The following is a 26,780-nucleotide window of genomic DNA, read 5'->3' as shown; positions in this document are numbered from 1 at the left end:
CACTATAAACTGCAAGAAAAAAACTTCCTGCGCAATGAACCTACGCAAACTGATATGTTTTTAATACCTTCACATCGGGAATATCTTTGTCGATTTCAAAACCCAGAGATTCGAGCGCCTCTGTTGTACTATTAAATACCAGATTTTGCTCTTTCAATTCTTTATACCATCCGGTTTTAACCAGAACCTGAATAATGAGTGGTCCTGCACTGGTAATGATCACTTTTTTACCCCGAGCCTTGTTGGTATTGATTATTTCCTCCAAAGCATTCATACCATCTAAATCTATGTAGAAGAGGTTTCTGAAGTTTAAGATCACCGTATGCACGCCGTTGAGATTACTTAAATTTTCAATATGTGCCTGCGAGTTGATGTAATTTATCTGGCCAGCAAAACGATACACAACAACATCGCCAAATGGCTTCTCTATCTCATTAAACTTAATAGTCTGCAGCCTGGCAACCATTTTTTTATCCCTATGTATGCTTATTTCACACTTGGCTCTGGAGAGATGATTAACTAACATCAAAAGCGCGATAATTGCACCAATTAGAATACCAAATACTGGATCTTCCACCAAAGTCACACCTGCAACCATAAACGACAGGGCAAAGGCCTTTTTATCATGCTGATAGATGTGTACGAAGTGCTCGGCACCGACCATTTGGATAGCAACATATACTAAAATTGAAGCTATCACGGCTAAGGGAAGATACTTGAAGTATGACAAAAATACTACGGAAATAACACCAATAAGAACACAACTGATTACAGCCGAAGTCTTGTGGTTGGCTCCACTTTTAACATTTAGTGCGGTTCGTGCAAGAGCTGCCGTGGCAGGAATACCACCAAAAATTCCCGAAGCGATATTGGCAAGACCCAATCCCATCATCTCTTTCCTTCGCTGAGATTTTGTGTTGGTCATATTGTCTGCTATCTTGGCCGAGATAAGGGTTTCCAATATAGCAATAACGGCAATGGCAAAGGCGGTTTTAAGCAGGTTAATATTCGTGATGTAAGTGGAAAAGTTCGGCATCTGGTAAATCTTTGAGCCAATTTCGCCAAACCTGGTATGCAAGGTTTGAAAATGCATGCTGATAAATCCGTTTTCAGACAGATACCCTAAAAACATCCCGATAGGAGCTACGATAATAGGCCCGGGGACTTGAGGTATTAATTTTGAGAAGGTGAAAATTACTGCCATGGCAACCATAAACAATATAATTGTCCCAACATCTAACTGGCCAATGTGCATGAATGACTCCATTACATTTTGCAAAAGGTGCTCGTGCACTGGCAAGCCTTTCAGCCCCAAGGCATAATTCAACTGGTTTAACCCTATTATTAAAGCAACACCGAGAGTAAATCCGTGCATAACGCTTGAAGGAATAAGGACAATATATCTCTCAAAACGCAGGGCAAAAAACACTAAGATGATAGCTCCGCTTAATATTGCCAACAAAGGAAGCGAGGCGTTACCGTAATTGATAGCAAAAACAGCTAACATCCCCGAAAGTGCTCCCGTGGGCCCGACGATATTATAATTACTGCCTCCGAATATGGCCGCAACAATACCAGCCCAAACGGCTGTAATTATCCCCATTACGGGTGAGGCATTGGCAGCCACCGATAATGATACTGCAAGTGGAATAGAAACCAGTGCTACCGTAAGCCCCGGTTTCCAGTTGTTCTTAACATAAGAAAAAAACTGCATTTTGGGTGCGCTCCTTAATATTTTTCTAACAGACAGCTTTTCTCTGTCAGATTGAGAATGAATAATTCCTGAATCAATAAAATTGAAAAATTTAATTATAATAAATAATCTTAAAACGAAAGACCGTTTCGGTTGAAAAAATCTACCAATGGAACTCTATTGCTGGTAATGAATTTAGCAATACATTTTGAAGGTAGACTAAGTCAAAGCAACAACTTAGGTCTGGTTGGATAGTACTGCAAATGGCCGTGATTATGCCCGTCTCGGTACGATTCGTTTAAGAAAAGGTGGAGATTTGGCGGATACGGATGATATGGGAAGTGAAATAGAAACCAATGGTACAATAAAACCAGATTCCCAGTTGTTTTTATGACTAGAAAAAAACTGCATTTTCGTGCGCTCCTTGGTATTTCATGGCTGGCGAGGGAAAAACCTGCCAGATTGAGAGTAAGCAATTCCTTGATTAATAATATTAAAATATTTAGTTATATTAAACAATCTTTAAAACAAAAATCCACCACGGTAAAAAATTAAACAACTAAATTTCCTGTAGCTGACAATTGGTTTAACAAAATTTCAGAGGCGAACTAAATCGAAACAAGCAGCGATGTCTGGTTGGATTGAACTGCAAATAGTTGTGGTTATCCCCATCATGGATGGGGTATTGGCGGCTTCCGCTATTAACAAAGAAAGTAAAATGGAAATCAGCGATACAATAAGCCCAGATTTCCAATTGTTCTTAACACCAGAAAAAAACCGCATCTTTGGGTACTCCTTCTTAGTAACATGCAGTATATAACTTATATGTGTTTAGACACATACTACACATACTTTACAAAAAAAACGACATCTGAAATTATCAGCTATACAGATGAATGTCAAGAACATTTTATTCTTTAAGAGAACAAGAGCGCAAAGGCAAAGGCAAAGGCAAAAAGGCAAAGGGGTCAAAAAGGCAAAGGGGTCAAATCTTTATAATTGACAAATAATTTGTATCTGCTATAATTCGGTAATGGCAAGACCATTACGAATACAATACGAAGATGCATTATATCATGTAACCTGCCGGGGTAACGAGAGGAAGGCAATATTCAGGGATGACCATGATAAGAATCTGTTTCTTGAGTTATTGAATGATGGGTTGAAAACGTATCATGTCATCCTGTATTGTTACGTCCTCATGGATAATCATTTCCATCTGCTTTTAGAAACACCCCTTGCCAATCTCAGTAAATTTATGAGATGGTTTAACATCACTTACACATCTCATTACAATAGAAGACATAAAAGGACTGGCCATTTGTATCAGGGAAGATACAAGAGTATTCTCGTGGAAAAGAAAAGTTATCTGCATATTGTATCCCGATATATCCATTTAAACCCGGTTAGAACAAAACAAGGAGAAGAACTCCCATTGTCAGAAAAAAGGAAATATTTAAGGAGTTATACGTGGAGCAGCCTTTTGGGCTATATCGACGATACCCGAAGAAATGGCATTATTGATTATGCCAGGATACTTGAATCATATGGAGGAGACAACAAAAAAGGAAGGAGCTTGTATTGGGAAACACTCTGTAATGATTTATCGACAGGTATTGATATAAAAGAAAGGGTTATTGGAGGAAGCATACTGGGGAGTGATGCGTTTATCAATTGGGTAAGAAAGAAATTTTTGCCAGCGAAATCACGTGAGATTCCTGCAGTACAACGGTTAAAAAAATATACCGCAAAAGATGAAATCATTGATGCACTTTGCAAAGAGACGAATAAAAGTTTTGATGAAATAAAAACGGAACGAGGTATAATAAGGCAAATAGCTATGGACTTGTTGTATCGGGTTGGTGGACTAAGCGGAGTTGAGATAGGAGAAATGATGGGGGTGGACTATAGTACAGTGAGCCAGGGGAGAAAACGATTACGAGAAAAACTGAAAAATGACAAACGTATTTCTCAGATCATCAAAAGAGTTGAAGCGGATTTGTGTAGAGTAAAACACTGGCGTAGTGGCTACAGGCTGAGGTTTGTATTCCCCGTTTCTCTCCGTTTCCTCTGAGAGTGTCACACGATCACAACCATACCCTATTTCCAGCATCTTCTCATCAAACCGTACGTGAGGTTTTCCCTCATACGGCTTTCCTGTGCTCTTCACAACAAGGCATATGCACCTATCGGCTTGGATTTGCTTTCGGGTAAACATATCGTATTCGGTAGTCATTGAACAGACCCCATTTTTCGTATATCTCTTCCCTACTCCACTTCCTCCAGCCAAAACCTTTCAGTTTCTTTCTGCGCATGACAAACCTTCGCACCTTCATCTCTCTGTAATTTCTGACTTTGTTGAAGGTACTATTACTATTGCCTATCCTGAAGTAATTCACCCAGCCCCTGATTATTGCATTGACTGTTTGTATCACTTCTTTTAATGGCTTGTTCCAGTTTGCCTTGAGCGCCGCCTTTATCTTCTTGCCGATTTCCTGTCGTTTCTTCTTGCGGGGTGTCTTGCTGACATAGGCCTTGCCTTCACGGTTTCTGACGAGTCTAACGTCAAACCCCAGAAAACTAAAACATCCTCCTTCTTGGAGATTCACTTCCTTCGTCTTCTCCACGTTCATTTGTACCTGCAATGTGTCCAGTTCCTCTTTGAGTCGCTTCTGAACTTTCTGTATTAACCAGTTCTCTCTAGGATGTCCGTGTATCAGTATTACCATGTCATCTGCGCTCCGGATAAATTCAAGATTGTAGTATCCGTTGCGGCGGGTTACTTCCCCTGCCCGCTCCATCATCTCATCCACTTCGTTTAGGTAAAGGTTCGACAGCAACGGCGATATGATCCCGCCCTGCGGCACTCCCTTCTCCCCGTTTGCCTTAAGAATGAGTTTTACCAAGTGCATGATATCATCGTCCTGCACCCGCCGGGCTATCTTTTCCAACAGTATATGATGCCTTATGTTGTCGAAGTATCCGCTCAGGTCTACATCCACCACCCTGGTAAGGCCATGCAGTACCCCTTTCGTCACTCTGTCGATTGCCTGATGTGCGTGTCGTTTGGGACGATAGCCATACGAGCAGTCCTTGAAGTCCGCTTCAAATATCGGTTCCAATAAAAGCTTTAACGCTCCCTGCACTACCCGGTCTTTGACCGTTGGTATCCCAAGCATTCGGGTCTTTCCATTTCCTTTCGGTATTTCGACCTTTCTGTTGGGCAACGGTCTGTATGCCCGGTTAAGAAGTTCCTGCCTTATCCCTTCTAGAAATCCCTCAACCCCCTCTGCCTCGATGTCCTCGAAACTCTTTCCATCGATTCCGGGTGCACCATCGTTGGCCTTTGCCAATCGATAGGCTTCTCTCAGGACTTCTTTCTTGCAGACATGACAGTACAGTCCCCAAAACCTCCATTGCTTCTCGGTCTTCGCCTTCCTGTATATCTTTCTCCTCAGTTCCTGCAGACTTATGGAAGCCTTTGTCATTCTTCCCTGCCTCGCCTCCGTAGAAAGATTTAAGTCACAGCAGAGTCCCTTCGCTCCGGCAAGGTTATGTTTCCTTGTCATCCTCGCTACTACGGACTCATCCGCCACCCTCTTGTCTGTCTGCCCATTTCGCCGTTCGACTTATAGGGCATACCTTCGTTCCTGATATTTCTATCTGGGACAAGGAGGGCTTCCCCAGTTGATACCGCTCCTTTCTATCCGTGTCGTCGCTGATACCCCGCCACCGTTCTTTTCCCCATTAGCCAGTTTAGGTCAGAGAATTCCGCCTTCGCCTAAAATTGACAGGCTCGGCCAGTGGTTCTTGACTTTCACGAGGCTACCTCTACGTTCACGTACGTTACGACCCGGATATTCGCTCACCGGCCTTACGCCGACTTTGTCAATGGGCTTCAGAAGGTAATGTTTCCATCGCCCCCTGCCATCCAAGCTACATGGCTCCGGCTTTTACCATGACGGGACTTTCACCCGCTAGAAAGCAATACCCTTCCCTGGGCACGCCAATTTTTTTCCTTTGACCCCACAATTTTTCTTCCTATTGGGTAGGCTAACTGTAAAGCATGCTGTTGGAGGTTTGGGTTGAGATGCCTTAAGAAAGCGAATGACCTATTGTAATGATAGGTATACCGGTTGCAATATTACCGGCTACGTAAGTGGGCTGATATTTGGCAGGTGCCTTATCACGTGAAAGTCGGATTAATCAGTTGAAAAGAAGGGAACGCAAATGACGATACTTAATAGTATTGGTGCCCCCCTTCGTATTTCTTGTTACTGACAGCCGATTACTAACGTGGAGTGAATTAACATTTTATTCATGGGTTTCTCCACAAGGGAAGCCTTAACTGGCGCTTGAGCCGTATGATGGGAAACTATCACGTACTGGTTCTGAGGGGGGGAATCGGGCAGCAATGCCCGTGACCTACCTGGTGGTAATGCTTTGGCTCTTGTGATAAGAGGTTAGAAAGCGAAGCAAAGGTTGTCCTATTTGTCGATTCTCTCCAATGCAAGCAGGAATCCGTAGATTATAGCCTGAGGTCTTGGAGGACAACCGGGGATATAAACATCGACAGGGACTACGTTGTCAATCCCATTTTTTGTGGCATAACAGTTACTGAAGACACCACCGCTACATGCACATGCACCCAAGGCAATAACCATCTTAGGTTCCGGGGTGCAATGATATGCCTTTATCAGTGCGGTCTCCAGATTCCTTGTTGGGGGGCCGGTCACGAGCAGACAATCTGCGTGGCGCGGTGATGCAACTATATCTATCCCAAATCTCTGTAAATCATGCACAGGGCTATTGTATAAGGCAACAATCTCCCACTCACACCCATTACAAGAGCCGGCATCCACTTCACGAACGTGGAGTGAACGTCTGAAAACGGAAAAAATTCTTTCCCTGAGTTTCATGCCAAGATCTTCAACTGAAGCCGTTTTATCTAAGCCAGCTTTAACCAAAAGATCGTCTTTATTCGTTGCAGCGAGCTCAAAATCATTGGTAATCGTTATAGCCTTATAAGGGCATGACTCCTCACACATCCCGCAAAAGATACATCTGGCGTGAGATAATTCTAAATATCGTTTGCCTTTTTCCTCAACCCACGTGTAAGCGTTTGTTGGACAAACGTCCACACATACATTACATTGCTTGCATTTTTCATTATCTATTTCAATCCTCCCCCGAAAACGGAGTGGGGCAGGTTCTTTTTCTTTTGGATACCGTGAAGTTACAACGCCCGTTTGAAGACTTTTTTGAAATTTTGTAAACATTTTATGTTAGCCCACAAAATACACGAAATGACACTAAAAATTATCTCTTTAACTACGGTACGTCCATTGGCCTTTCATCTGTTAAAATAAATCTCTCGTATTCTAATTTAGGATAATGACCAAAATTAACGAGTATGCCCAACTTTAGTCCGGATGCGTTTAAATAATTAAGAACTTGTGCTTTGTGCTCATCCAGCAAATTGGAAATTGCCTTAATTTCAACAATTATTTTATCGTAACATACAAAATCTGGTTTATACGTCTGCTTCAGTTGCCTATTTCTGTATATGAGTTTTAATTCTTTGCAAGATTCAAACGAAATTCCTTGCTCTTCAAATTCAATTTCCAGGCATTCATGGTAAACATTCTCTAGAAACCCACATCCCATTGCTTTGTAAACATTAAAGCAAGCTCCCATGATGGCATAACTTTCATCAGGATATAAGATCCCAGACATAGTTCAACTTATCCAAAATTTTTCTTTTTCGCGTAATTTCGCGTATTTCGTGGGCCATATTCTTACAAGTCAGTACACGAATAACACAACTCGAAACTCTTATTAATCAGGGGAAAATCAGGCACGATATTCCCGGGAATTGCAAAAGGAATCGCCGGCCAGTTACAGAACGACGGCGACCTTACCTTATACCTGAATAATCTATTATCCGGTGCGGTCATAATCCAACAAATATTCTCTCCCCGTGGAGACTCCACATAACTCAATGCCTGTCTGTTGGGAGGTAATTCCTTAATCTGGACTTTAAGAGGTCCTTCCGGCATCTTCTCAAAACATTGCTCAATAATATAGATTGACTGATAAACCTCATCTACCCTGACCCGTATCCTTGCAAGGACATCTCCCTCATAATGAAAGATCGGAATATCAAAATCGACTTCGTCATAAGCCGCATACGGGTGAATAAGCCTGGTATCGGTAGCAATACCAGAAGCCCTTGCTGCTACGCCAACAACTCCTAATTCCTTAGCAATTTCAGTAGACAGTCTCCCCGTAGTTTCAAGCCTGTCTAACAGAGAGGAAGACGCAAACATAATATTTGTAAGCTCTTTGAAATCTTTTTTGACATCACTGAGCGTACTTAAGATATGCTTTTTTAGATCATCGCAGATATCAAATCGCACACCGCCAATCGCAAGCATACCTCTTAAATACCGGTTGCCGCAAATGGTCTCATTGAGTTGTTGCATACGCTCACGAATCCTGAACCCATGTGAGATCCCTAAAAGGAATGCTGCACCCGCACAGATATTGCCAACATCACCAATATGGTTGTAAAGTCTTTCCAATTCTAAAACAATAGTCCGTATAAATTTTGCACGCGGTGGTATTTCAACACCCGTCACCTTCTCAATAGCCTGGCAATAGCCAGTTGCATGTGAGGCAGCACAAACACCGCAGATACGCTCGGCAAGGAATAACGCCTTTGTGTATGGCATCGTCTCAAACAGCTTCTCTGTACCTTTGTGCGTATAAAACAATTTTGCGTCAAGATAATATATGCTGTCACCGACAGCGCTAAACCTGAAGTGTCCCGGTTCAATAATGCCTGCATGGATGGGCCCCACGGGAATTTCAAAAACACCTTCGCCTTCTACTTTAAAAAATGGCAGTTTGGATTCCTGAAGGGGCACACGGGTATTTACATCAAAATCCTTCCTTAAAGGATATGTTTTTTCCGGCATATTGCCATGAAGTACAAGCGTGCCGGGATCAGGATGTCCAACGGGTTCAAGCCCGAACATATCCTTAATCTCACGCTCATACCAGTGTGCAGCAGGAATTTTTGTGGTAACCGATGGGAATTCCGGATGGTCTTCACTCACGGGTATATGAACAATCAAAAATATATCTGCACGAGGCATAGAAAATACGTAGTAAATTCTGAAATTCCCATTCAGGCTTCTTTCATCGTTACCTACCATTGACGAAAGACTCGCATGAAGAGTTCCCCGTATATAGACACACACATCCAAAAGATGTTCTTTTTTCGTAGAAATATATATTTCGTTTTCCAGGAAACTTTTCGTAATGATGACCGTGTCTTTGAACCGATTGGTCAATTCGTCAATATAAAGTTGCCTGTGGTTTTCCATTATGCATTCCTTATAATATCAGAAATTTGACTGAGTATTACCCGCATGATGGGCGGCACGTAGAAACTAATAATCAGCACAAAGACCAATAAAAAGCACATGGCAGCGATGGTAAACTTGCTCACCTCCCCCTGGACAATGGTTTCTGTGGGTTCGCTAAAAATCATTTTGAATATATTATTTATGTAACCGATAAAAATAAGCACGAGAAATACAATAAGCAATGATGTAAATATAAGAACAAATGCACTCCCGCTTGAAAAGGCATCGGCCAGAACGATAAATTCACTGACAAATATATTAAACGGTGGGATACCCGTAATGGCAAAGACAGCGATAATCAAAATTACTCCGGTAACGGGCATTGTTCTGATAATTCCTTTTATCGATTCCATTTCCCTTGTTTTATATTTTAAGAATAAATTACCCCCGCAAAAAAACAGGAGTGATTTTGCTACTGCGTGGTTGAAAGTATGGAGCTCTGCGCCATAAATACTATAGATACCTCCAAAACCCAAACCGAGCGCAATAAAACCGATGTGTTCAATACTACTAAAGGCGAATAATCGCTTATAGTCCCTTTGTACAAGGATAAAAGGTATGGAAACAATGACAGAGATGAGCCCAAACGCCATCAAAAGGGTACACGAATAATTTGGGCCAAGGCATTTTGACGAAATAATATGGAAACGAATGATACCGTACAAGGAACAATTTAATAACACACCGGAAAATAAGGCGCTAATGGGCGATGGCGCCTGACTATGGGCATCGGGCAACCACGTATGCATAGGCGCAAGCCCTGCCTTCGTACCATACCCAATAATAATAAAGAGAAAGGCAAGTTTCATCAGATGCGGTTCAAACCTATCTGCCACAGCAAGCAGGTCCGTCCAATTCAGCGCGTGCCCAATTTCGCCAATGACATCTTTTGATGAATGATAGGTAAGAATAACGCCAAATAACGCCAGGGTAATCCCCACGGTACAGATGATGATATATTTCCATGCCGCTTCCTGGTGAGGCTTTTTATTATAAAAACCCACCAGGAATGTAGTAGATAAGGTTGTGGCTTCAATTGCCACCCACATAATACCCAGGTTGTTGGTCACACAAACCGCCAACATGGTAAAAATAAAAATATGGAAAAGAAAGTAATACCACCGCAACCTCTTTTCAGGAAACTCCGCCTCATGGAGTTCTGCATCCATATAGCCAATCGAATATAAGGCAGCGGCGAAACCAACAACACTGACAATCTGCGCAGTGAGTAAGCTAAGGGCGTCTCCATAGAAAAAGCCATTGAGTTCATTTAATGAATGATTAAGGTAAATAGTATAACTAAGATATATATTATAGAGCAAAAGAATGAAGCTGCCGGCGACACTTATATACTTAGATATATTGTGTTTTTTTATAAAAACACAGGCGATAGCGGTTATCAGCGGTATAATGAGAAAAATTGATATGAGCATGCTATTCCCTGAGTTCTCTTAGAAAGCCGACATCACTGGTTTCAAACGTTTCTTTAATCCTGTACACATAGATGCCCATAATGATCACGCTCACCAGGATATCAAAAAAAACGCCCAACTCTACGATGAGAGGCATACCGTATGATGTGGATAAGGCAGCGAAGAAAAGACCATCTTCCATTGCTAAAAGACCAAGTATCTGGGTAATTGTTTTTTTCCTGGTAATCATGGTAAAAAATCCCACAAGGGTAATGGCTATCGAAATGGGTAGGCAATGCCTCATTAAGGTGCTTTCAAACTGAATAATAGGTTCTGTCGCATAATATGCAATAAGGATAACGCCGCATGAACACAGCAACGACAAGGTAAAACTAAGAAAGGATTCTACCTCTTTTTTAATCCCGACTTTTTTTATGATGTAAAAAAGGAACCATGGGATGATAACTACCTTAATCACTAGGGTAATGCCCGTTGTAATAAAAATATGGTAAATACCAGAAAAATATGCAATGAGTCCGCTCGCGCACGCCAGGATAAAGGATCTGATAGCATACGCCCATACGCAGGTAGTCAATCGGCTTGTCCCAATATGTAAAACTGTTGCCATGAGCATCATGACCGCCAGGACATCGATAATTTGAGAATTTACTATAACGTGTTGTTTCATAGCAAATCAACCCACAACATAATGAGTAATAATCGCAAGCACCGCCAAAATAAATGAAGTCCCTAACAGGTTTGGTATACGGAATAATCGCGCCTTCGCGAAAGAAGATTCAACAATGGCAATAAGAAGCGCAAAAAATCCAATCTTGACCACATATAATGCAAAAGAAATAATCAATCCTGGGAATGTAAGACCAGAAGCAACACCCCACGGCAAAAAGGTATTTACAAGGATCGTTAACAATATGAGCAATTTCATGCAGGATGCCCATTCGATCAAAGCAAGATACCGTCCAGAAAATTCAAGTATCATTCCCTCGTGAATCATCGTCAATTCTAAATGGGTAAATGGATTATCAACGGGAATCCTCCCTGCTTCCGCAATAATTACAATGGCAAGGGCGGCGAGGGATAAGAAGAGCGAGGGACTCAGTAATTTGTAACTCAGCATGGCCTGGGTAATACTGCTTAAATTGGTAGAACCATTAATAATAGCAACGGTAAAAACAGAAAGCATCATGGCAGGTTCAGCCATAGAAGAGATTGTCATCTCACGACTCCCCCCCATACCCCCAAACGCACTGCCGGTATCAAGGGAAGAAAGTGCGAGAAAAAATCTTCCCAATGCAAAAAGGTAGATAACAAGAATGACATCGCCCGTAAAATTTGCAGGAACGGTTGAAGAAAGAACGGGAACCAGGAGCGCAATAATCAGAATAGATATAAAGGTCACATATGGGGTGGCCATGAAGATCCATGACGCCGTTTCTGATACCACAGCATCTTTCCGAAAAAGCTTCGTGAGGTTGTAATACGGCTGAAATAAGCTCGGGCCTCTCCGGCACTGAAAACGGGCCTCTATTTTATTAATAAATCCTTTGACAAGGGGAGACAATCCTACAATAACAACAATCTGGAGAATGGGAAGTATAATAAGCTGAATCAAGGCAGATATCCTACCATCTAATAACCAACATCGAGATTAATAAGGTGATAAAAATATAGACAAGATAGATATGAACGCTCCCGGTATGTATCCATCTTACCTTATTTGATATGCTTAAAACATATTTTGAAAGGGGGGCATAGAAATATTTTTCAAATATGGGCGTTATCTCAGAAATATACATTATAGACTTTACAAAATACTTAGGTACAGAGTACGTAGTCTTTATCTCAAGGCGAGGTCTATATAAGTTACTGAAAATAATCCTGAACGGTTTAGAAAAAGCCGTTGCCGTGTACCCAAATCTTGGTTCCGGAGATATTCCACACGTCCAGGTCTCATACATCTTCTTTGTAAAACCTGGATTTATTAAAGTCATTGCCCCAACGGTAACTGCTAAAAGCATTAAGCCAAAAACAGTGGCGCTTTTTGGCGATATCTCAGAAAAATTGGTCTGGAGGGTCTTCATCTGCAACCAATCATATGAAGTAATTGCCTTCGCAATATTCACGCCTAACAATTCGGTATTGACATGATTAATGGTCATCATAATTTTTGCAGGAAAAAGCCCCAGAAATACACATAGCCCGGCCAGAAGTCCCATACTTACATACATAATAACAGGGACTTCCCTGGCATGTCGTGCATGTTCAGAACGCGGCAAAGCAAGGAATGAAATCCCAAATGCCTTAACAAAACAGGTGGCAACCAGCGCCCCCGTCAAGGCGACAGCAGCGCCACAAATAGCAGTTAGTACCTTTACGATTACCGATGGTATGTTAAAGCCATTTAACAATGATTGAAAAACAAGCCACTCGCTCATGAACCCATTGAGGGGAGGAATTGCTGAAATAGCTAAGGCACCTACCAGGAATAAAGGAGCTGTTATCTGTAATCGTTTGATCAAACCGCCAAGTTGTTCTATATTCCTCGTATGTGTTGAGTAATAGATATTCCCGGCGCAACCAAAAAGTAACGACTTAAATACCGCATGATTCAACATGTGGTAGAGACCTGCAACCATTGCAAGAGATGATAATGCCATGAGATTATATGATTTAAAGATCATTGACAACCCAATACCAATAAGGATGATACCGATATTTTCAACACTACTATATGCAAGTAAAGTCTTAATATCTTTCTCCATAAGAGCATACAGGATACCTAATACCGCCGATGAAGCGCCGATAATGAGAATAATAATCCCCCACCAGGGAGGACATGGTGTAAGGAATTCAAAGTAGAACCGGATAAAACCATAGATGGCTGTTTTAATCATCACGCCTGACATGACCATAGACACATTGCTGGGCGCTGCGGGGTGCGCCAAAGGGAGCCAGAGATGCAAGGGGAAAATACCGGCTTTGATACCAAAACCAATGAGCACCAGGAAAAAAACAATATTTTTGCATATAGCCGGCATAACGTCTCCGGCATATCTGAAACTGTCAAAGTCAAACGTCCATGTCTTTACATACGAAAACATAATGAAAAAGGCAACGGAGATAAATACTGCACAAATATAAGACATGAAGAGATAGACAAAACCGGCCTTTCTATGAAAGGGATTTTCGTATTCAAAAATGACAAGGAAAAACGAAACCAGCGTCATAAGCTCCCATACGATCATAAATACCAAGGCATTATTTGCAGTTACCACAAGGACCATGGCCAAAAGAAAGACGTTGAAATGAAAACCCAAAAACCGCGTGTCCCGCTTATTGACGTATAACTTTGTATATCCAAGAGAATAGATGGAAGCTATAAAACTAATAACAGATATGGCAAGGATAAAAATTGCAGAGAGCGAATCTATTAAAAAACTATATTTAATAATGGCGTGGTATAAAAGAAAATTGAACCGTACGGCAGAGTGGTTGAATAATACCGATGTGGCTATCGCAATGTTAACACAGGAAGCAATGGCCGCCAAAATAAGCGATAGGTAATTTCCCAGCATTTGCCATCTATAGAAACATAAGGCAAACAGCGAACCGAGCGCAAACAGAATGATAGATAGAACAAATAGATGCTCAATCATAGTGTGCATTATCCAAGGTTTTCACAAATAGATGAATGTCTCATCGCAACAGTTTAGTTTTGAAAAATTCCAATAATACTGTGGTTTTCATGTACGATAGTGGCAATTCATGAATTGCTACTACATACTGCCGTAAAAGCATTTTTTAACTACAGGTGTTTTTTCAAAAACTAATCTGTCACATTTTATCTAATAATAATTAAAAATCAATTAGTTAAGTCTAAAGCTGTCAGCGAGCTATTCTTTAACTGCCAACCTTTTTAAAGATTTTTCAGAGATAATAAAATTTCTCCCGCATCTATACATCTACAGATGGGACATCTTTCTTTTGAAATAAGAGACCCGCTCTCTTTAAGCAGCATAAATGCCTCTTTAAAAGAACGAGATGTTATTTGCCAATTGCCTCCATATTCTTTTAGATTCCCACAAGAACAATATACTACTGGCTCAAACATGAGCATTCACCTCAAATTTTATGTATGAAGTAATATAAAGTTGACTTTTTAATAATACACCCTGAAAAACTCGAGATATTACTCCTTTATATACTGAAATAATTTTAGAATTCAAGTCATTTTTGAAGAGTTAAATATTTTACTATATTATTTATGAAGAAAAGAGTGTAATTCCACCTGATTAATACTACTCAATATGGCATAGCAGCAGGAAATAACACTACAAATGAATATTAGCACGAAACAACTCAAAATACTTCCGACCTGTCCGGAATGGAGGTAATGTTTCTGGATACGCAAAAAAACCTTGCATTTACTAAAAACTTTCCCTAAGATTTATAAACGTTCTGATACCCTGATTTATGGAAAGAATCCGCATTCGTGACACGTAATGATCAGTATAAAACGCATTGGTACCTGTTGATGAAGCGAGTAATCTTTGTCTGTCTAATCTTTTTGATAGCCGTTTCATGTGCCACAACGCAGAAACCGACGAAGGACGAAGTCGACGCAAAACCTTCTGAGACTGAAAAAGATGTAGTTGTATCTGAATTCATTTTAGGTGTGGGTGACGAGGTGGAGTTGACGGTATACAGACATGATGACCTTAATAAAAAAGTACGCATTCCCCCGGATGGAATAAACACATTTCCTCTCATTGGCGAAATTCACACAAAGGGTACGAGCATACACCAGCTTCGGAAGACAATTAAAGAGTCCCTTTCCGTTTACCTTGTAGATCCCCTGGTAAGTTTAGAAATTACGTCATTTAAGGGCCAGAAGATTTTCGTTTTGGGAGAAGTTCACAGCCCCGGGGTATATCAGATTGATACACCAACAACCATAATTGAAGCAATCGCAAAGGCAGGTGGATACACCCTTGATGGAAAGTATAGCAGTGTCGTACTAATCAGAGGCGGGCCTGAAAAACCTGATTTGAAGAGGCTTGATTTAAAAAAGACCTTCGCACAGGGAGATTTATCCCAAAATGTCTTCTTAAAAAGTGGGGATGTCGTGTATGTCCCGCGGACATTTATCTCTGATGTTGATCGATTCTTCAAGCACTTTGAGAATATTGTCCGACCTCTTGCATGGACTGAACAAGGCATCCTTTTGGGCGACCGCATAGACGAAGAGGTTTTTCATGGAAGAATAGACGTCTCACGGACACCTATCGTAATCTCACCACCTTAGTATCTTCCATATTAAAAACTCTTTTAGTCGTGAGAAATATACTATGCAAACATTTCGACTCATTGCATTGACCCCCCCCTGCCTGCCAGACTCATCCATCGCAATTGCCGCCAGCAGGGCCGGAGAAATTGGGATAATAGACCTTGAATACACGAACAACGATCAAGAAGCACTGAATACCATTTCAAAGCTGACCCGGTATGCCAAAAAGGGTTGTGGTATTAAACTCTACAGTGGAGATGACCCTTTTGTAACCAGTATAATATCCAAACTTCCCGGGCAGGTTGATATTGCCATTCTGACCAGTGATAATCCTGAATTACTCAATAAACAGGTACAACTCCTCAAGCTCAAAAATATTACTGTCCTCCTGGAAGTAACCTCCCTTGATCAGGCACGCCTTGGAAATGCTGTAGGAGTAAATGGGTTCATTGCCAAGGGAAACGAGGCCGGGGGGTGGGTTGGGGAAGAAACAAGTTTCATACTCCTTCAGCAATTATTGAAGAATATGTCATTGCCTGTCTGGGTCCAGGGAGGCATCGGACCGCACACGGCAGCGGCTTGCTATGCTGCGGGAGCCGCAGGTGTGGTTTTGGATATACAGCTTGCATTAACCCGCGAGTCCCCCCTCCCGGAAACAGTTAAAACTGTCATAGCTCATATGGACGGTAGCGAAACAATCTGCATGGGAAATGAGACAGGCGGGGTCTGCCGGGTTTACTCCCGTTCGGGACTACCCGTCCTCCAGGATTTATCCGGGATAGTAAATATCCTTGCTACAGACACTCGTCCCGGATCAGAAGTTCTTGCTGTTTTGCGCCCGGAGATCAAGAAACGAGCAGGGTGGGGTGATCCGGGGCAACACATCTGGCTTCTCGGTCAGGACGCAGCCTTCGCCGTATCACTTGCCCAACGATTCCATACCGTGGGAGGGGTATTGGATGGATTCCGACAGACAATTGCCGCGCATATCAGGACCGCAAAGACACTCCGTCCCCTTGACGAGGGATCTCCGCTGGCCCGCTCCCATGGCACGCGCCACCCGATTGTCCAGGGCCCAATGGCCAGGATTTCTGACACACCCGCATTCGCTGCCCGTGTGGCAGAAGAAGGGGCATTGCCTTTCCTTGCTATCTCCATGCTGGATGCACAGGAGATTAAGGATATGCTCAAAGAAACGAAAAGGCTGCTTGGTAACAAACCCTGGGGAGTAGGTATACTGGGATTCATATCACCGGACCTCCTTCAGAGACAATTGGATGTCATCAGAACGTACAAACCACCTTTTGCGATCATTGCCGGAGGAAGGCCTGACCAGTCCCATGCCCTCGAAAAGGAGGGTATTCATGCTTACCTGCATGTCCCATCACCCGGGTTACTCAGGATGTTCATTGAAAACGGGGTACGCCGTTTCATCTTTGAAGGGCGCGAGTGCGGCGGCCATGTGGGACCACGGTCAAGCTTTGTATTGTGGAATCCAATGATCGACATACTTATAGAGTCATTACACGAAAAAGATATGGCGAACTGCCACGTCCTCTTTGCGGGGGGTATTCATGATTCACTTTCCGCTTCCATGGTAGCAACTATGGCAGCCCCTTTGGCCGAACGAGGAGGAAAGATCGGTGTTCTCCTTGGTACAGCCTACCTATTTACTGAGGAAGCGGTGGCTACCGGAGCCATTGTCAAGTCCTTCCAGGAGGAGGCAATCCGGTGCACCAAAACCACTCTCATGGAGAGCGGACCGGGCCACGCCACCCGCTGCGTCGATACACCCTATACCAAGATATTCGCTCAGGAAAAGTTACGCCTGTCTGCTGAGGGGGCATCAGTTGAAAAAATCCGCAATACCCTCGAAGAACTCAATCTCGGCCGGTTGCGGGCCGCCTCTAAAGGTGTTATCCGTAATCAACGATCAGGACAGGATGGAGGGGTATCGAAATATATCATGTTAAGCGCGGAGGAACAGCATAATCAGGGCATGTATATGATCGGTCAGCTTGCAGCACTCCGCGATCGCACCTGCACGGTTAAAGAGATTCATCACGAGGTCTCGGTCAAAAGTTCTGAACGACTGGCAGAGTTGGCAGAGTTTCAGCCCCCCCGGGCTTTGACCCACCGAAAGGCAAAACCCAGCGACGTTGCGATTATCGGCATGGCATGCATATTACCAAAAGCGGGTAGCTTAACAACCTATTGGGAAAATATCCTGAATAAGGTTGATGCAATTACCGAAGTTCCAAAGGACCGATGGGATTGGCAACTCTACTTCGATCCCGATCGTAATGTCCGTGATAAGGTCTATTCCAAATGGGGCGGATTCATCGACCCTGTTCCGTTTAATCCGACCAAATATGGGATGCCACCCAATACCCTGTCCTCCATAGAACCGCTTCAATTACTTACGCTCGAAGTGGTTCAAAAAGCAATCGAAGACGCAGGATATGCAAATCGTCCGTTTCATCGGGAAAGGACATCGGTAATTCTCGGCTCAAGCGGTGGTCTCTCTGATCTGGGACAACAGTACTCTTTTCGCTCCAATTTACCCATGTTCATGAAAAACATCCCACCGGAAGCCCTGTCCAAACTTCCGGAATGGACAGAAGACTCCTTTGCAGGTATCCTCCTCAATGTAACTGCTGGCCGGGTAGCTAACCGTTTTGACTTTGGCGGAGTTAACTACACGGTAGATGCGGCATGTGCCTCCTCTCTGGCAGCAGTGTATTTGGCACTCAGGGAGCTTGAAAATGAAACCAGCGACATGGTGATTGTGGGCGGGACTGATACGCTGCAAAACCCCTTTTCTTATCTCTGCTTCAGCAAGACCCAGGCGCTCTCACCGCGCGGACGATGCCGGACCTTCGATGAAGGTGCCGATGGCATTGTAATCAGCGAAGGAATTGCCATCCTCGTCTTAAAGCGCTTATCCGACGCTGAACGGGACGGGGATCGAATCTATGCAGTGATCAAAGCCGTTTCGGGTTCCAGTGACGGGCGTGACAAGGGATTAACAGCCCCACGCCCTGAGGGGCAGGCATTAGCATTGAGGCGGGCATACGAAAAGGCCGGTTTTTCTCCGGCAACCGTCGGCCTGATCGAAGCACATGGCACAGGAACTGTAGCTGGTGACCGTGCGGAGATTGAAACACTCAAAGGAATATTTGAAGCCGCCGGTGCAGCCCGTCAGAGTTGCGCTATCGGGTCGGTCAAATCAATGATCGGACATACAAAATCTACGGCAGGAGTAGCCAGCCTGATTAAGGTTGCATTATCGCTCTATCACAAGGTACTCCCTCCAACCCTAGGGGTTGAACGGCCTAATCAGATTTTGACAGGAAGCCCTTTCTATGTAAATACCGCAGCACGTCCCTGGATCAGTGGAATTACAGATCAGCCACGCAGGGCTGGTGTCAGCGCCTTCGGCTTTGGAGGTACAAACTTCCATGCCGCAATTGAGGAGTATACCGGGAACTTTTTACCCTCATCCCATGATTCTGTTTCCCATTGTTGGCCGGGCGAACTCTTCCTTTTGACAGGGCATTCCCGCAAAGAACTGATCGAAGCCATAGACAAGTTAAATCATGCATTATTGCATAGCGCCAGGCCGGCATTGCACGATCTTGCCTATACTTTGTGGAAGCACTCCAAGAAAGATCACTGCGAACTTAAGCTCGCGATTATAGCCAGCTCACTGGATGATTTGCAGCAGAAATTAACCTCTGCCGGAGAAAATTTAAAGAATCCGGGATGTGGTCAAATCCAGGATCCAAAAGGAATCTATTTTACCGAAGAACCCATTGGCAGAGATAGCAAGGTTGCGTTCCTGTTTCCCGGCCAGGGCTCCCAGTACCCCGACATGCTTCTTGATCTGGCAATTCTGTTCCCTGAAGTGCGGAAGCGGTTTGAACTGGCTGACCATACTCTGGCCGACCGGTTCCCCCGTCCATTCAGCACCTTTATCTTTCCACCACCCTGCTTCAATCAGGAGGAAGAACAAACCTGTCAGCGGGATCTTACAAAGACCAACATCGCCCAGCCAGCCCTCGGTGCTGCAGATATGGGCTTATTCCACCTGCTGCAAACCTTTGGGATCAAGCCGAACATGGTCGCCGGGCACAGCTACGGTGAGTATGTTGCATTATGTACTGCCGGGGTTTTCAGTGAAGAGGTATTGTACACCCTCTCTGAGGCAAGGGGACGATTCATCACGGAAATGGCAGGACAAGACCTCGGAACGATGGTTGCCGTAGATGCAGAGCATGGGAAAGTCAAAGAGATCATATCGTCAGTTGAGGGTGTATGGGTTGCCAATCTTAACGCCCCGAAACAAACGATCATTTCCGGAACAAGACCAGGCATAGAAGAGGCTGTGAAACGTCTTGAAGCGCAGGGAATACGGACCCGTTCCATACCCGTTTCCTGTGCATTTCATTCGCCGCTGATGGCTCCGGCACGGGATCGACTGGCAGAGTTCCTCTCAACCATTGAAGTCGCTACTCCTAAGCTGGATGTCTTTTCCAACACCACATCAGAACCTTATCCTCAGCGCCCAGAGGACATTACCTCCCTTCTGAGTAAACATCTGGTACAACCGGTAGAGTTTGCAGGTGAAATCTGGGCAATGTACCGTGCCGGTGCCCGTATCTTTATTGAAGTTGGACCGCGCAATGTGCTCACGGGGCTGACGCATCAAATTCTTGATGGACAATCCTATCTAGCCGTGGCATTAAATGTACCTGGTCGGTCAGGCATCATTCAGCTTCTACACGCATTAGGTCAACTAGTGGTTCACGGAGTGCATCTCCAGCTCGATCGCCTCTACCAGGGGAGGGAGGTACGTCAGCTCAAACTCGACGCACTCGTCGAAGATACAAGGGAACAGCCGCTCCCACTAACAACCTTGCTGGTTGATGGCAGCCGGGTTCGTCCCCTTCGTGAGAAGACACAAGCAAGGCATGGACAAACCGCAGGGACATATAGCAATACGTCCGTACAGTCAATACCACCCGGTAATAGTGAAATTCCTACTTCAAACGGAGAAGACAGAAACGTCATTCTCCAGTTCCAGAAACTGATGAACCGGTTCCTGGAGGTACAACAGCAGGTTATGCTTGCTTATCTCCGGAGCTCATATGGTGGGCAGATTCCAGAATCCGAAATTTCAGCCTTATTCAAACTCATGGACAATATGTCTCCTCAGGCACGAACATCCCCGCCTTCTCAATCGGTGGAACATTCATCGTTGTTGCCTGAGAAACCTGAACCCATTCCTGGTCAGGAACAGAAACCCTCTTTTGACAGAGAGCAACTGACAACACAACTCCTTCAGATTGTGAGCGAGCGTACCGGCTATCCGCCGGAAATGCTCGGCCTGGATCTCAATATCGAAGCCGATCTGGGCATTGATTCCATCAAACGGGTCGAGATCCTCGGCGCCCTCCAGCATGCCTACCTCTCCAATTATGGAGAGACACAGATGGCAATGGAGGAATTGACGAAAATCAAGACTTTACACGGTATCATTGATTATATCAGTAGCGCCTTTCAATCCCAACCAGGAGATCAGTCAGATAAACCAACTCCTGATCAACAAGCGGCTGTTGCCGCCAGGCTCTCTTTTGTACAGGAACAGAAACCCTCTTTTGACAGAGAGCAACTGACAACACAACTCCTTCAGATTGTGAGCGAGCGTACCGGCTATCCGCAGGAAATGCTCGGCCTGGATCTCAATATCGAAGCCGATCTGGGCATTGATTCCATCAAACGGGTCGAGATCCTCGGCGCCCTCCAGCGTGCCTACCTCTCCAATTATGGAGAGACACAGATGGCAATGGAGGAATTGACGAAAATCAAGACCTTGCGCAGTATTATTGATGCAATCAATAATGCCTTTCAGTCTCCACCTGATTTGAAAACAGATACGGCAACTCTTCAACGTCAGGAAGTTGCACATACTCAAACCTCTTCCGAAGCAAGTACTGATACTGCCGAAGTCTACCGCTGTCTCCTGACGACAGCCAATGCCCCATTAAGGAATCTGCCATTGAAATTAACTCCGGATTCAGTCTTCATCATTACTGACGATGAGCAGGGGATTGCCAGTATACTGTCAGATAAACTCAGAAATCTCGGGGGGGTTGTTATTCTCGTTCGAATGGGTAATAAAACCGCAGAAGCAGAAACAAATCTTTACACGACAGACTTGACGGACCCAACAGGAGTAGCCGACCTCGTGGCCATTGTTCGGAAGAAGCACGGTACAATTACCGGTATCATTCACCTCCTCCCCTTGAAGAAGGGAATGTCCTTTGAAGAAATGGATATGAAAGGATGGAGGAATTGTCTTTCTCTGGAAGCCAAGAGTCTCTTCTATCTTGCCAGGGCAGCAGGCACAGACCTCAAGCGGGCTGCTGAAGCGGGAGGTAGCTGGCTGATAGCGACAACCGGCATGGGCTGTGCATTCAATAACAATACGAAGGAGTTTGTACCTTTTTCCCCGGGCCAGGGTGGAATTGCCGGATTGATCAAGACATTAACCTTAGAGTGGCCACGTGTCTGTTGCAAGGTAATTCATTTAGGCAAAGAAAAACAGAATCCAGCCATAGCAGATAATCTGCTCTGTGAGATGACCGGTAATAGCAAACAGGCCGAAGTTGTCTACAGGGATTCGCATCGATTCATTCTTAAGCCCAGGAAGGTTCTCCTGGATCAGAACGTCCCGGACAATCTGACCATTGATTCAAAATGTGTCATACTTATTACCGGTGGTGCCAGAGGCATCACGGCTGAGGTGGCTTGCGAACTGGCAAAGCGCTACCGGCCTACCCTCATACTGGTTGGACGTGCCCCTTTGCCTGTATCTCATGAGTCCTCTGAAACCGCAGAACTCATCTCGCCGCAAGAACTCAGGTCGGCGCTAATCAACCGGATGAACCAGCAGGGACAACTGGTCACTCCTGCCCAGGTTGAAGCTTCATATTCTCATCTGATACAGGAGAGAGAAATGCGGAATAACCTGTCGGTGATGCAGCAGGCCGGGGCAACCGTGCGGTACTATCAGGCAGATGTTGCCGATGAGCATATCTTCAGTAACCTCATCGATGAAGTCTATCGTTCCTATGGCAGGCTGGATGGCGTCATTCACGGCGCCGGAGTTATCGAAGACAAGTTGCTTGAAGATAAGACTCCTGATTCTTTTGATCGGGTCTTTCATACAAAAGCCGATAGCGCCTTCATCCTCAGCCGCAAACTTCGACCCGATTCGCTCAAGTTCCTGGTTTTTTTCTCTTCAGTGGTCGGGTGTTTCGGCAACCGTGGTCAGAGCGATTATGCTGCCGCAAATGAAGTGCTGAATAAACTGGCGGCTTACCTGGACAACCGATGGCCGGCGCGGGTTGTGGCGATCAATTGGGGTCCGTGGGATAAGACAGGGATGGTTTCAGCGGAAACGAAAAGACAGTTTGCTGAGCGCGGTGTTCAACTCGTTTCACCCAGAACAGGCCGGCGATTGTTCGATGAGGAACTCCGATTGGGCAGGAAGGGAGAAACCGAGGTTGTTATTGGAAACGGGCCATGGTCTGATTTTGAGGTCGAACAAATGACCTCTCCTCCAGATACACTTCCCCTCCTTAATGGTGCACCACTGCGGCTGGAAAGTGATGGTACTGTTGAGTTTGTCCGGGCACTGGATCCGGCATTTGATTTATACTTGCAGGACCACCGGCTTGATGGAAAGCCTGTGCTGCCAATGACTATGGCAATGGAGTTGATGGCAGAGGTCGCTCAAAAAGGATGGCCAGAGTGGGAGATTGCGGGTATTCAATCCCTTGCTCTCATTCGGGGGATTGTTATGGGTAATGGCACCCGTGATATCCGTATCGTAGCTCAACCACAGTCTCATTCTTCCCATGAAAATCTGACTCGCGAGATAAAAATGGAAATTTACGAATTGAATAAGCCGGGTCATCCCTGTTACCGTGCAATAGTACAGTTAGGGAAGCGGCTTCCATCGCCCCCACTGTACGATTCCGGGGTACTCTGCGGGCTTCGTCCGTTTCCCATAACAGTAGATGACATTTACCGGCGCTGGCTGTTTCATGGTCCTTGTTTTCAAGGCATATCAACGATTGAAGGAATCAATCACCAGGGGATATGTGCCTTCCTTCTTCCATCGTCACCAGACCAATGCCTTAATCAGGATACCGGCAGCCGGTGGTTGATCGATCCGGTACTCCTTGACTGTAGCTTACAGCTCGCTATCCTGTGGGAGCGTTTCCATTACGATATGACACCGCTTCCTACCGGTTTTAAATCTTACCGCCGTTTTGGTTCTCCTTCTGATTCACCGGTTCGTTGTTCTCTGGAGGCATACCCCCGCCATGGCGGGCATATTCTTTCAGTGAATATTTACTTCCTCGATACTGCCGGCCGGATGCTGGCTTTCATGGAGGGGGTAGAAGCTTCGTGCAGCAAAGCACTGAACCGGCTCGCCGGTGTTGCCGCACCAGCCAGAGGAAACAACGAATGAGTCTTCTTCACCACTGGGATACAGAGGTCTTTATCCTTCAGGGAGAGTCCCGTCATGATCTGACGAAAGCGGCCGGCCGGCTCTGCCGGTTTATTTCAAATAATCCCGCACTTGAACTTAAGGATCTGGCTTTCACTCTGAACTGCCCTTTGCAGGAATCCGGATGTCGCCTTGCGATCGTTGCAAATTCCCTGCAGGATTTAGAAAAAAAACTTGACCATAGCCTTAAACAATTGGCGAATCCCCGCTGCAACAGAATTAAGGACAAAAGCGGAATATTTTTTTTTGAAGAACCTTTAAGCCGGGAGGGCACCCTTGCCTTTCTTTTCCCGGGGGAGGGATCGCAATATGTCAATATGCTAGCCGATCTATACCATCATTTTCAGGATGTTAGAGATTGCTTCGACCGAATCGACCGGGCATTTCTTAACAACAAGAGGGATATTCTGCCCAGTCAGATAGTATTTCCCTTACCCCATGCTCACTCCTCGGGGATTAATTCCTCTGAGCAAATTCTCTGGCAAATGGACTTTGCTGTGGCAGCGGTTTTTATTGTTAACCAGGCACTGTTTACCATACTTGATCATTTGGAAATCCGACCCGATGCAATGGTTGGTCACAGCAGCGGAGAGTTCGTAGCACTGATGGCTTCAGGCGCAGTGAATATCCAAAGTGAGGAACAGGTTATTCAACTCGCCCTTGATTTATTACGCATACATGAATCCTTAGGAAAACAAATCCCCGAAGCAAGACTCCTGGCAGTAGGTGCTGCAAATCCCTCTGTGGTGAATTCAGTGGTAGCTGAAAGTGGAGGGTTGCTCCATATGGCTATGGATAATTGCCCGCATCAGGTAGTTCTCTGCGGTTCCGAAGCAACAATAGCCAGCGTAACGAATCGGCTACAATCTCAGGGGGCCATATGTAACCTGTTACCGTTTCATCGCGCCTATCATACCCCTTCATTCAAGCCAGTCTGTGACCAGTTTTTTCCTTTCTTCCAGACACTCAAAATTGTCTCCCCCCGCATCCCTGTTTACTCCTGTGCGACAGCACAATCGCATCAGGATGATCCGGAGGAAATTCGGCGGCTTGCAGTTGAACAGTGGTGCCGGCCGGTACGTTTTCATGAGACAATAAATGCAATGTACGCTGACGGGGTACGAATATTTGTCGAGGTAGGCCCCAGGGGAAATCTGACCAGTTTTGTTGATGATATCCTGCAAAATCGTCGCTACATAGCTGTACCGTCGAATGTCTCACAGCGTTCAGGTATAACACAGATCAATTATATGATTGGTTTGCTGGCTACTCATGGTGTCCGTATGCGTCTTGATTATCTCTACGCACACCGTGTACCAAAAAGATTATCGCTTTTTGAAACGCAATCCCCATACAAGAGAGATACACCGGATCAAGCATCTCTGCCTTTACCCGTAACAAACAACAAACCTTCTGTTCAAACAACGCAGAAGAATGACCTTCAATCACAGCATGGTACCCGATCCAAGGCCATGCTGGATTACCTGCAAACAATGGAACGGTTCCTGACCGCACAGCAGGAAATCATGAGTGCATTCCTGGCCAGACAAGACAAGACCCCAGATGATACCATGATCAGCGTCCCATGGCCTCAGCTCGTCTCCCATTTACCACCCTCATTGGGGTTCCAGTGCTGCCGTGTCTCTGAAACAGGAGATGAGAGACTGCTTCACCCATTGATTCCCGGCATTCTCAGCCACCGGGAACTGGAGGTTTGGCTTCGTCTTTCTGGGCCGGAAAAACGCCGTAAGGAATGGCTGCTTGGCAGACTGGCTGCAAAGGATGCAGTGCGTCTCTTCCTGAAAGATCAGTACCAGCTGAAAGCAAATCCGGCAGACATAGAAATTACCACGGACAGGCATGGACGGCCCCTTGCTGGCGGGGAACTCATCGGGAGGTTAGACTGCCGTTTAACCATTTCCATTACCCATTCGGAAAGAAGCGCAGCAGCCGTAGCCGGTAAGCGTGGTAACCATCTGGGTGTAGGTGTTGATATGGAGCCAGTTGGCCAGAATCACGAGGGGCTGGAAAGAATAGCCTTATCATCGAAGGAACAGACGCTCCTTTCTGCAGTTCCTGTATCAAAAAGAGAACAATGGCTTTTAAGGCTTTGGTGCGCCAAGGAAGCGGTAGCGAAAGCCCTTGGCCGGGGAATGACAGGAAATCCCCTCAATCTGTTCGTTCAGAAGATTGATGCAGAATCAGGTGAAGTATCATTGGCGCTTTCCGGAGAATTAGCGAGGCAATTGAACGATTACAAGGATATGAGTTTTACTGCCTATACACGGCATGATGGCGATTTCATTTTTGCGATTTCAATTGTGTAAAACAATTCATTAGAGAATTTCTC

Annotated in this window: 14 protein-coding genes; 5 read left to right on the top strand and 9 right to left on the bottom strand. The window is 44.8% G+C overall.

The annotated features are described in order from the left end of the window. Window positions 1-40: 40 nt before the first annotated feature. The gene (locus E3K36_00285; GenBank protein MCF6153698.1) at window positions 41-1,714 is read right to left on the bottom strand and encodes a SulP family inorganic anion transporter; all 1,674 of its coding nucleotides are present in this window, start codon (window positions 1,712-1,714) and stop codon (window positions 41-43) included. A gap of 607 nt (window positions 1,715-2,321) precedes the next feature. On the opposite strand from E3K36_00285, the gene E3K36_00280 reads away from it, so the two are divergent. Continuing rightward, on the top strand, window positions 2,322-2,513 hold the full coding sequence (locus tag E3K36_00280) for a hypothetical protein (GenBank protein MCF6153697.1): 192 nt from the start codon (window positions 2,322-2,324) through the stop codon (window positions 2,511-2,513). A 213-nt stretch (window positions 2,514-2,726) separates the two neighbouring features. Then, window positions 2,727-3,767 (top strand): hypothetical protein, encoded by a 1,041-nt coding sequence (locus tag E3K36_00275; protein MCF6153696.1) that lies wholly within the window; start codon window positions 2,727-2,729, stop codon window positions 3,765-3,767. Between the two features lie 112 nt (window positions 3,768-3,879). On the opposite strand, the gene ltrA is transcribed toward E3K36_00275, so the two are convergent. The 8 genes from ltrA to hyfB all read right to left on the bottom strand — a co-directional run bounded on the left by ltrA (window position 3,880) and on the right by hyfB (window position 14,224). Beyond that, complete coding sequence (gene ltrA / locus E3K36_00270; protein ID MCF6153695.1) at window positions 3,880-5,181, bottom strand: group II intron reverse transcriptase/maturase; 1,302 nt, start codon at window positions 5,179-5,181, stop codon at window positions 3,880-3,882. A 999-nt stretch (window positions 5,182-6,180) separates the two neighbouring features. After that, window positions 6,181-6,972: an NADH-quinone oxidoreductase subunit NuoB gene (nuoB, locus tag E3K36_00265; GenBank protein MCF6153694.1), complete on the bottom strand. Its 792-nt coding sequence runs from the start codon at window positions 6,970-6,972 to the stop codon at window positions 6,181-6,183. A 52-nt stretch (window positions 6,973-7,024) separates the two neighbouring features. Beyond that, window positions 7,025-7,429, bottom strand: a complete 405-nt coding sequence (locus tag E3K36_00260) for a GxxExxY protein (GenBank protein MCF6153693.1) — start codon at window positions 7,427-7,429, stop codon at window positions 7,025-7,027. 62 nt (window positions 7,430-7,491) lie between these two features. After that, on the bottom strand, window positions 7,492-9,084 hold the full coding sequence (locus E3K36_00255; GenBank protein MCF6153692.1) for an NADH-quinone oxidoreductase subunit F: 1,593 nt from the start codon (window positions 9,082-9,084) through the stop codon (window positions 7,492-7,494). After that, window positions 9,084-10,559: a hydrogenase 4 subunit F gene (locus tag E3K36_00250; GenBank protein MCF6153691.1), complete on the bottom strand. Its 1,476-nt coding sequence runs from the start codon at window positions 10,557-10,559 to the stop codon at window positions 9,084-9,086. The genes E3K36_00255 and E3K36_00250 overlap by 1 nt, the downstream gene beginning before the upstream one ends. A gap of 1 nt (window position 10,560) precedes the next feature. Further along, a complete protein-coding gene (locus E3K36_00245; protein ID MCF6153690.1) occupies window positions 10,561-11,226 on the bottom strand; it encodes a hydrogenase in 666 nt (221 codons plus the stop codon). Between the two features lie 6 nt (window positions 11,227-11,232). Further along, window positions 11,233-12,171: a formate hydrogenlyase gene (locus E3K36_00240; GenBank protein MCF6153689.1), complete on the bottom strand. Its 939-nt coding sequence runs from the start codon at window positions 12,169-12,171 to the stop codon at window positions 11,233-11,235. A gap of 10 nt (window positions 12,172-12,181) precedes the next feature. After that, complete coding sequence (hyfB, locus tag E3K36_00235; GenBank protein MCF6153688.1) at window positions 12,182-14,224, bottom strand: hydrogenase 4 subunit B; 2,043 nt, start codon at window positions 14,222-14,224, stop codon at window positions 12,182-12,184. A gap of 827 nt (window positions 14,225-15,051) precedes the next feature. On the opposite strand from hyfB, the gene E3K36_00230 reads away from it, so the two are divergent. Genes E3K36_00230 through E3K36_00220 form a run of 3 tightly spaced genes read left to right on the top strand, consistent with a single transcriptional unit; the run spans window position 15,052 to window position 26,757 of the window. After that, a complete protein-coding gene (locus E3K36_00230) occupies window positions 15,052-15,864 on the top strand; it encodes a polysaccharide export protein (GenBank protein MCF6153687.1) in 813 nt (270 codons plus the stop codon). 43 nt (window positions 15,865-15,907) lie between these two features. After that, complete coding sequence (locus E3K36_00225) at window positions 15,908-24,391, top strand: SDR family NAD(P)-dependent oxidoreductase (GenBank protein ID MCF6153686.1); 8,484 nt, start codon at window positions 15,908-15,910, stop codon at window positions 24,389-24,391. Then, window positions 24,388-26,757, top strand: a complete 2,370-nt coding sequence (locus E3K36_00220; protein MCF6153685.1) for an acyltransferase domain-containing protein — start codon at window positions 24,388-24,390, stop codon at window positions 26,755-26,757. Before E3K36_00225 ends, E3K36_00220 begins: the two co-directional genes overlap by 4 nt. Window positions 26,758-26,780 lie beyond the last annotated feature (23 nt).

The organism is Candidatus Brocadia sp., assembly GCA_021646415.1.
In the GTDB taxonomy this organism is placed as follows: Bacteria; Planctomycetota; Brocadiia; order Brocadiales; family Brocadiaceae; genus Brocadia.
Note: the sequence above shows the minus strand (reverse complement) of the source record. Positions and strands in the feature narration are given on the sequence as shown.

Coding starts and splice junctions, on each gene's coding strand:
- E3K36_00285 (MCF6153698.1), bottom strand. CDS start 1,714: ATGCAGTTTTTTTCTTATGTTAAGAACAACTGGAAACCGGGGCTTACG.
- E3K36_00280 (MCF6153697.1), top strand. CDS start 2,322: ATGTCTGGTTGGATTGAACTGCAAATAGTTGTGGTTATCCCCATCATG.
- E3K36_00275 (MCF6153696.1), top strand. CDS start 2,727: ATGGCAAGACCATTACGAATACAATACGAAGATGCATTATATCATGTA.
- ltrA (MCF6153695.1), bottom strand. CDS start 5,181: ATGACAAAGGCTTCCATAAGTCTGCAGGAACTGAGGAGAAAGATATAC.
- nuoB (MCF6153694.1), bottom strand. CDS start 6,972: ATGTTTACAAAATTTCAAAAAAGTCTTCAAACGGGCGTTGTAACTTCA.
- E3K36_00260 (MCF6153693.1), bottom strand. CDS start 7,429: ATGTCTGGGATCTTATATCCTGATGAAAGTTATGCCATCATGGGAGCT.
- E3K36_00255 (MCF6153692.1), bottom strand. CDS start 9,084: ATGGAAAACCACAGGCAACTTTATATTGACGAATTGACCAATCGGTTC.
- E3K36_00250 (MCF6153691.1), bottom strand. CDS start 10,559: ATGCTCATATCAATTTTTCTCATTATACCGCTGATAACCGCTATCGCC.
- E3K36_00245 (MCF6153690.1), bottom strand. CDS start 11,226: ATGAAACAACACGTTATAGTAAATTCTCAAATTATCGATGTCCTGGCG.
- hyfB (MCF6153688.1), bottom strand. CDS start 14,224: ATGCACACTATGATTGAGCATCTATTTGTTCTATCTATCATTCTGTTT.
- E3K36_00225 (MCF6153686.1), top strand. CDS start 15,908: ATGCAAACATTTCGACTCATTGCATTGACCCCCCCCTGCCTGCCAGAC.
- E3K36_00220 (MCF6153685.1), top strand. CDS start 24,388: ATGAGTCTTCTTCACCACTGGGATACAGAGGTCTTTATCCTTCAGGGA.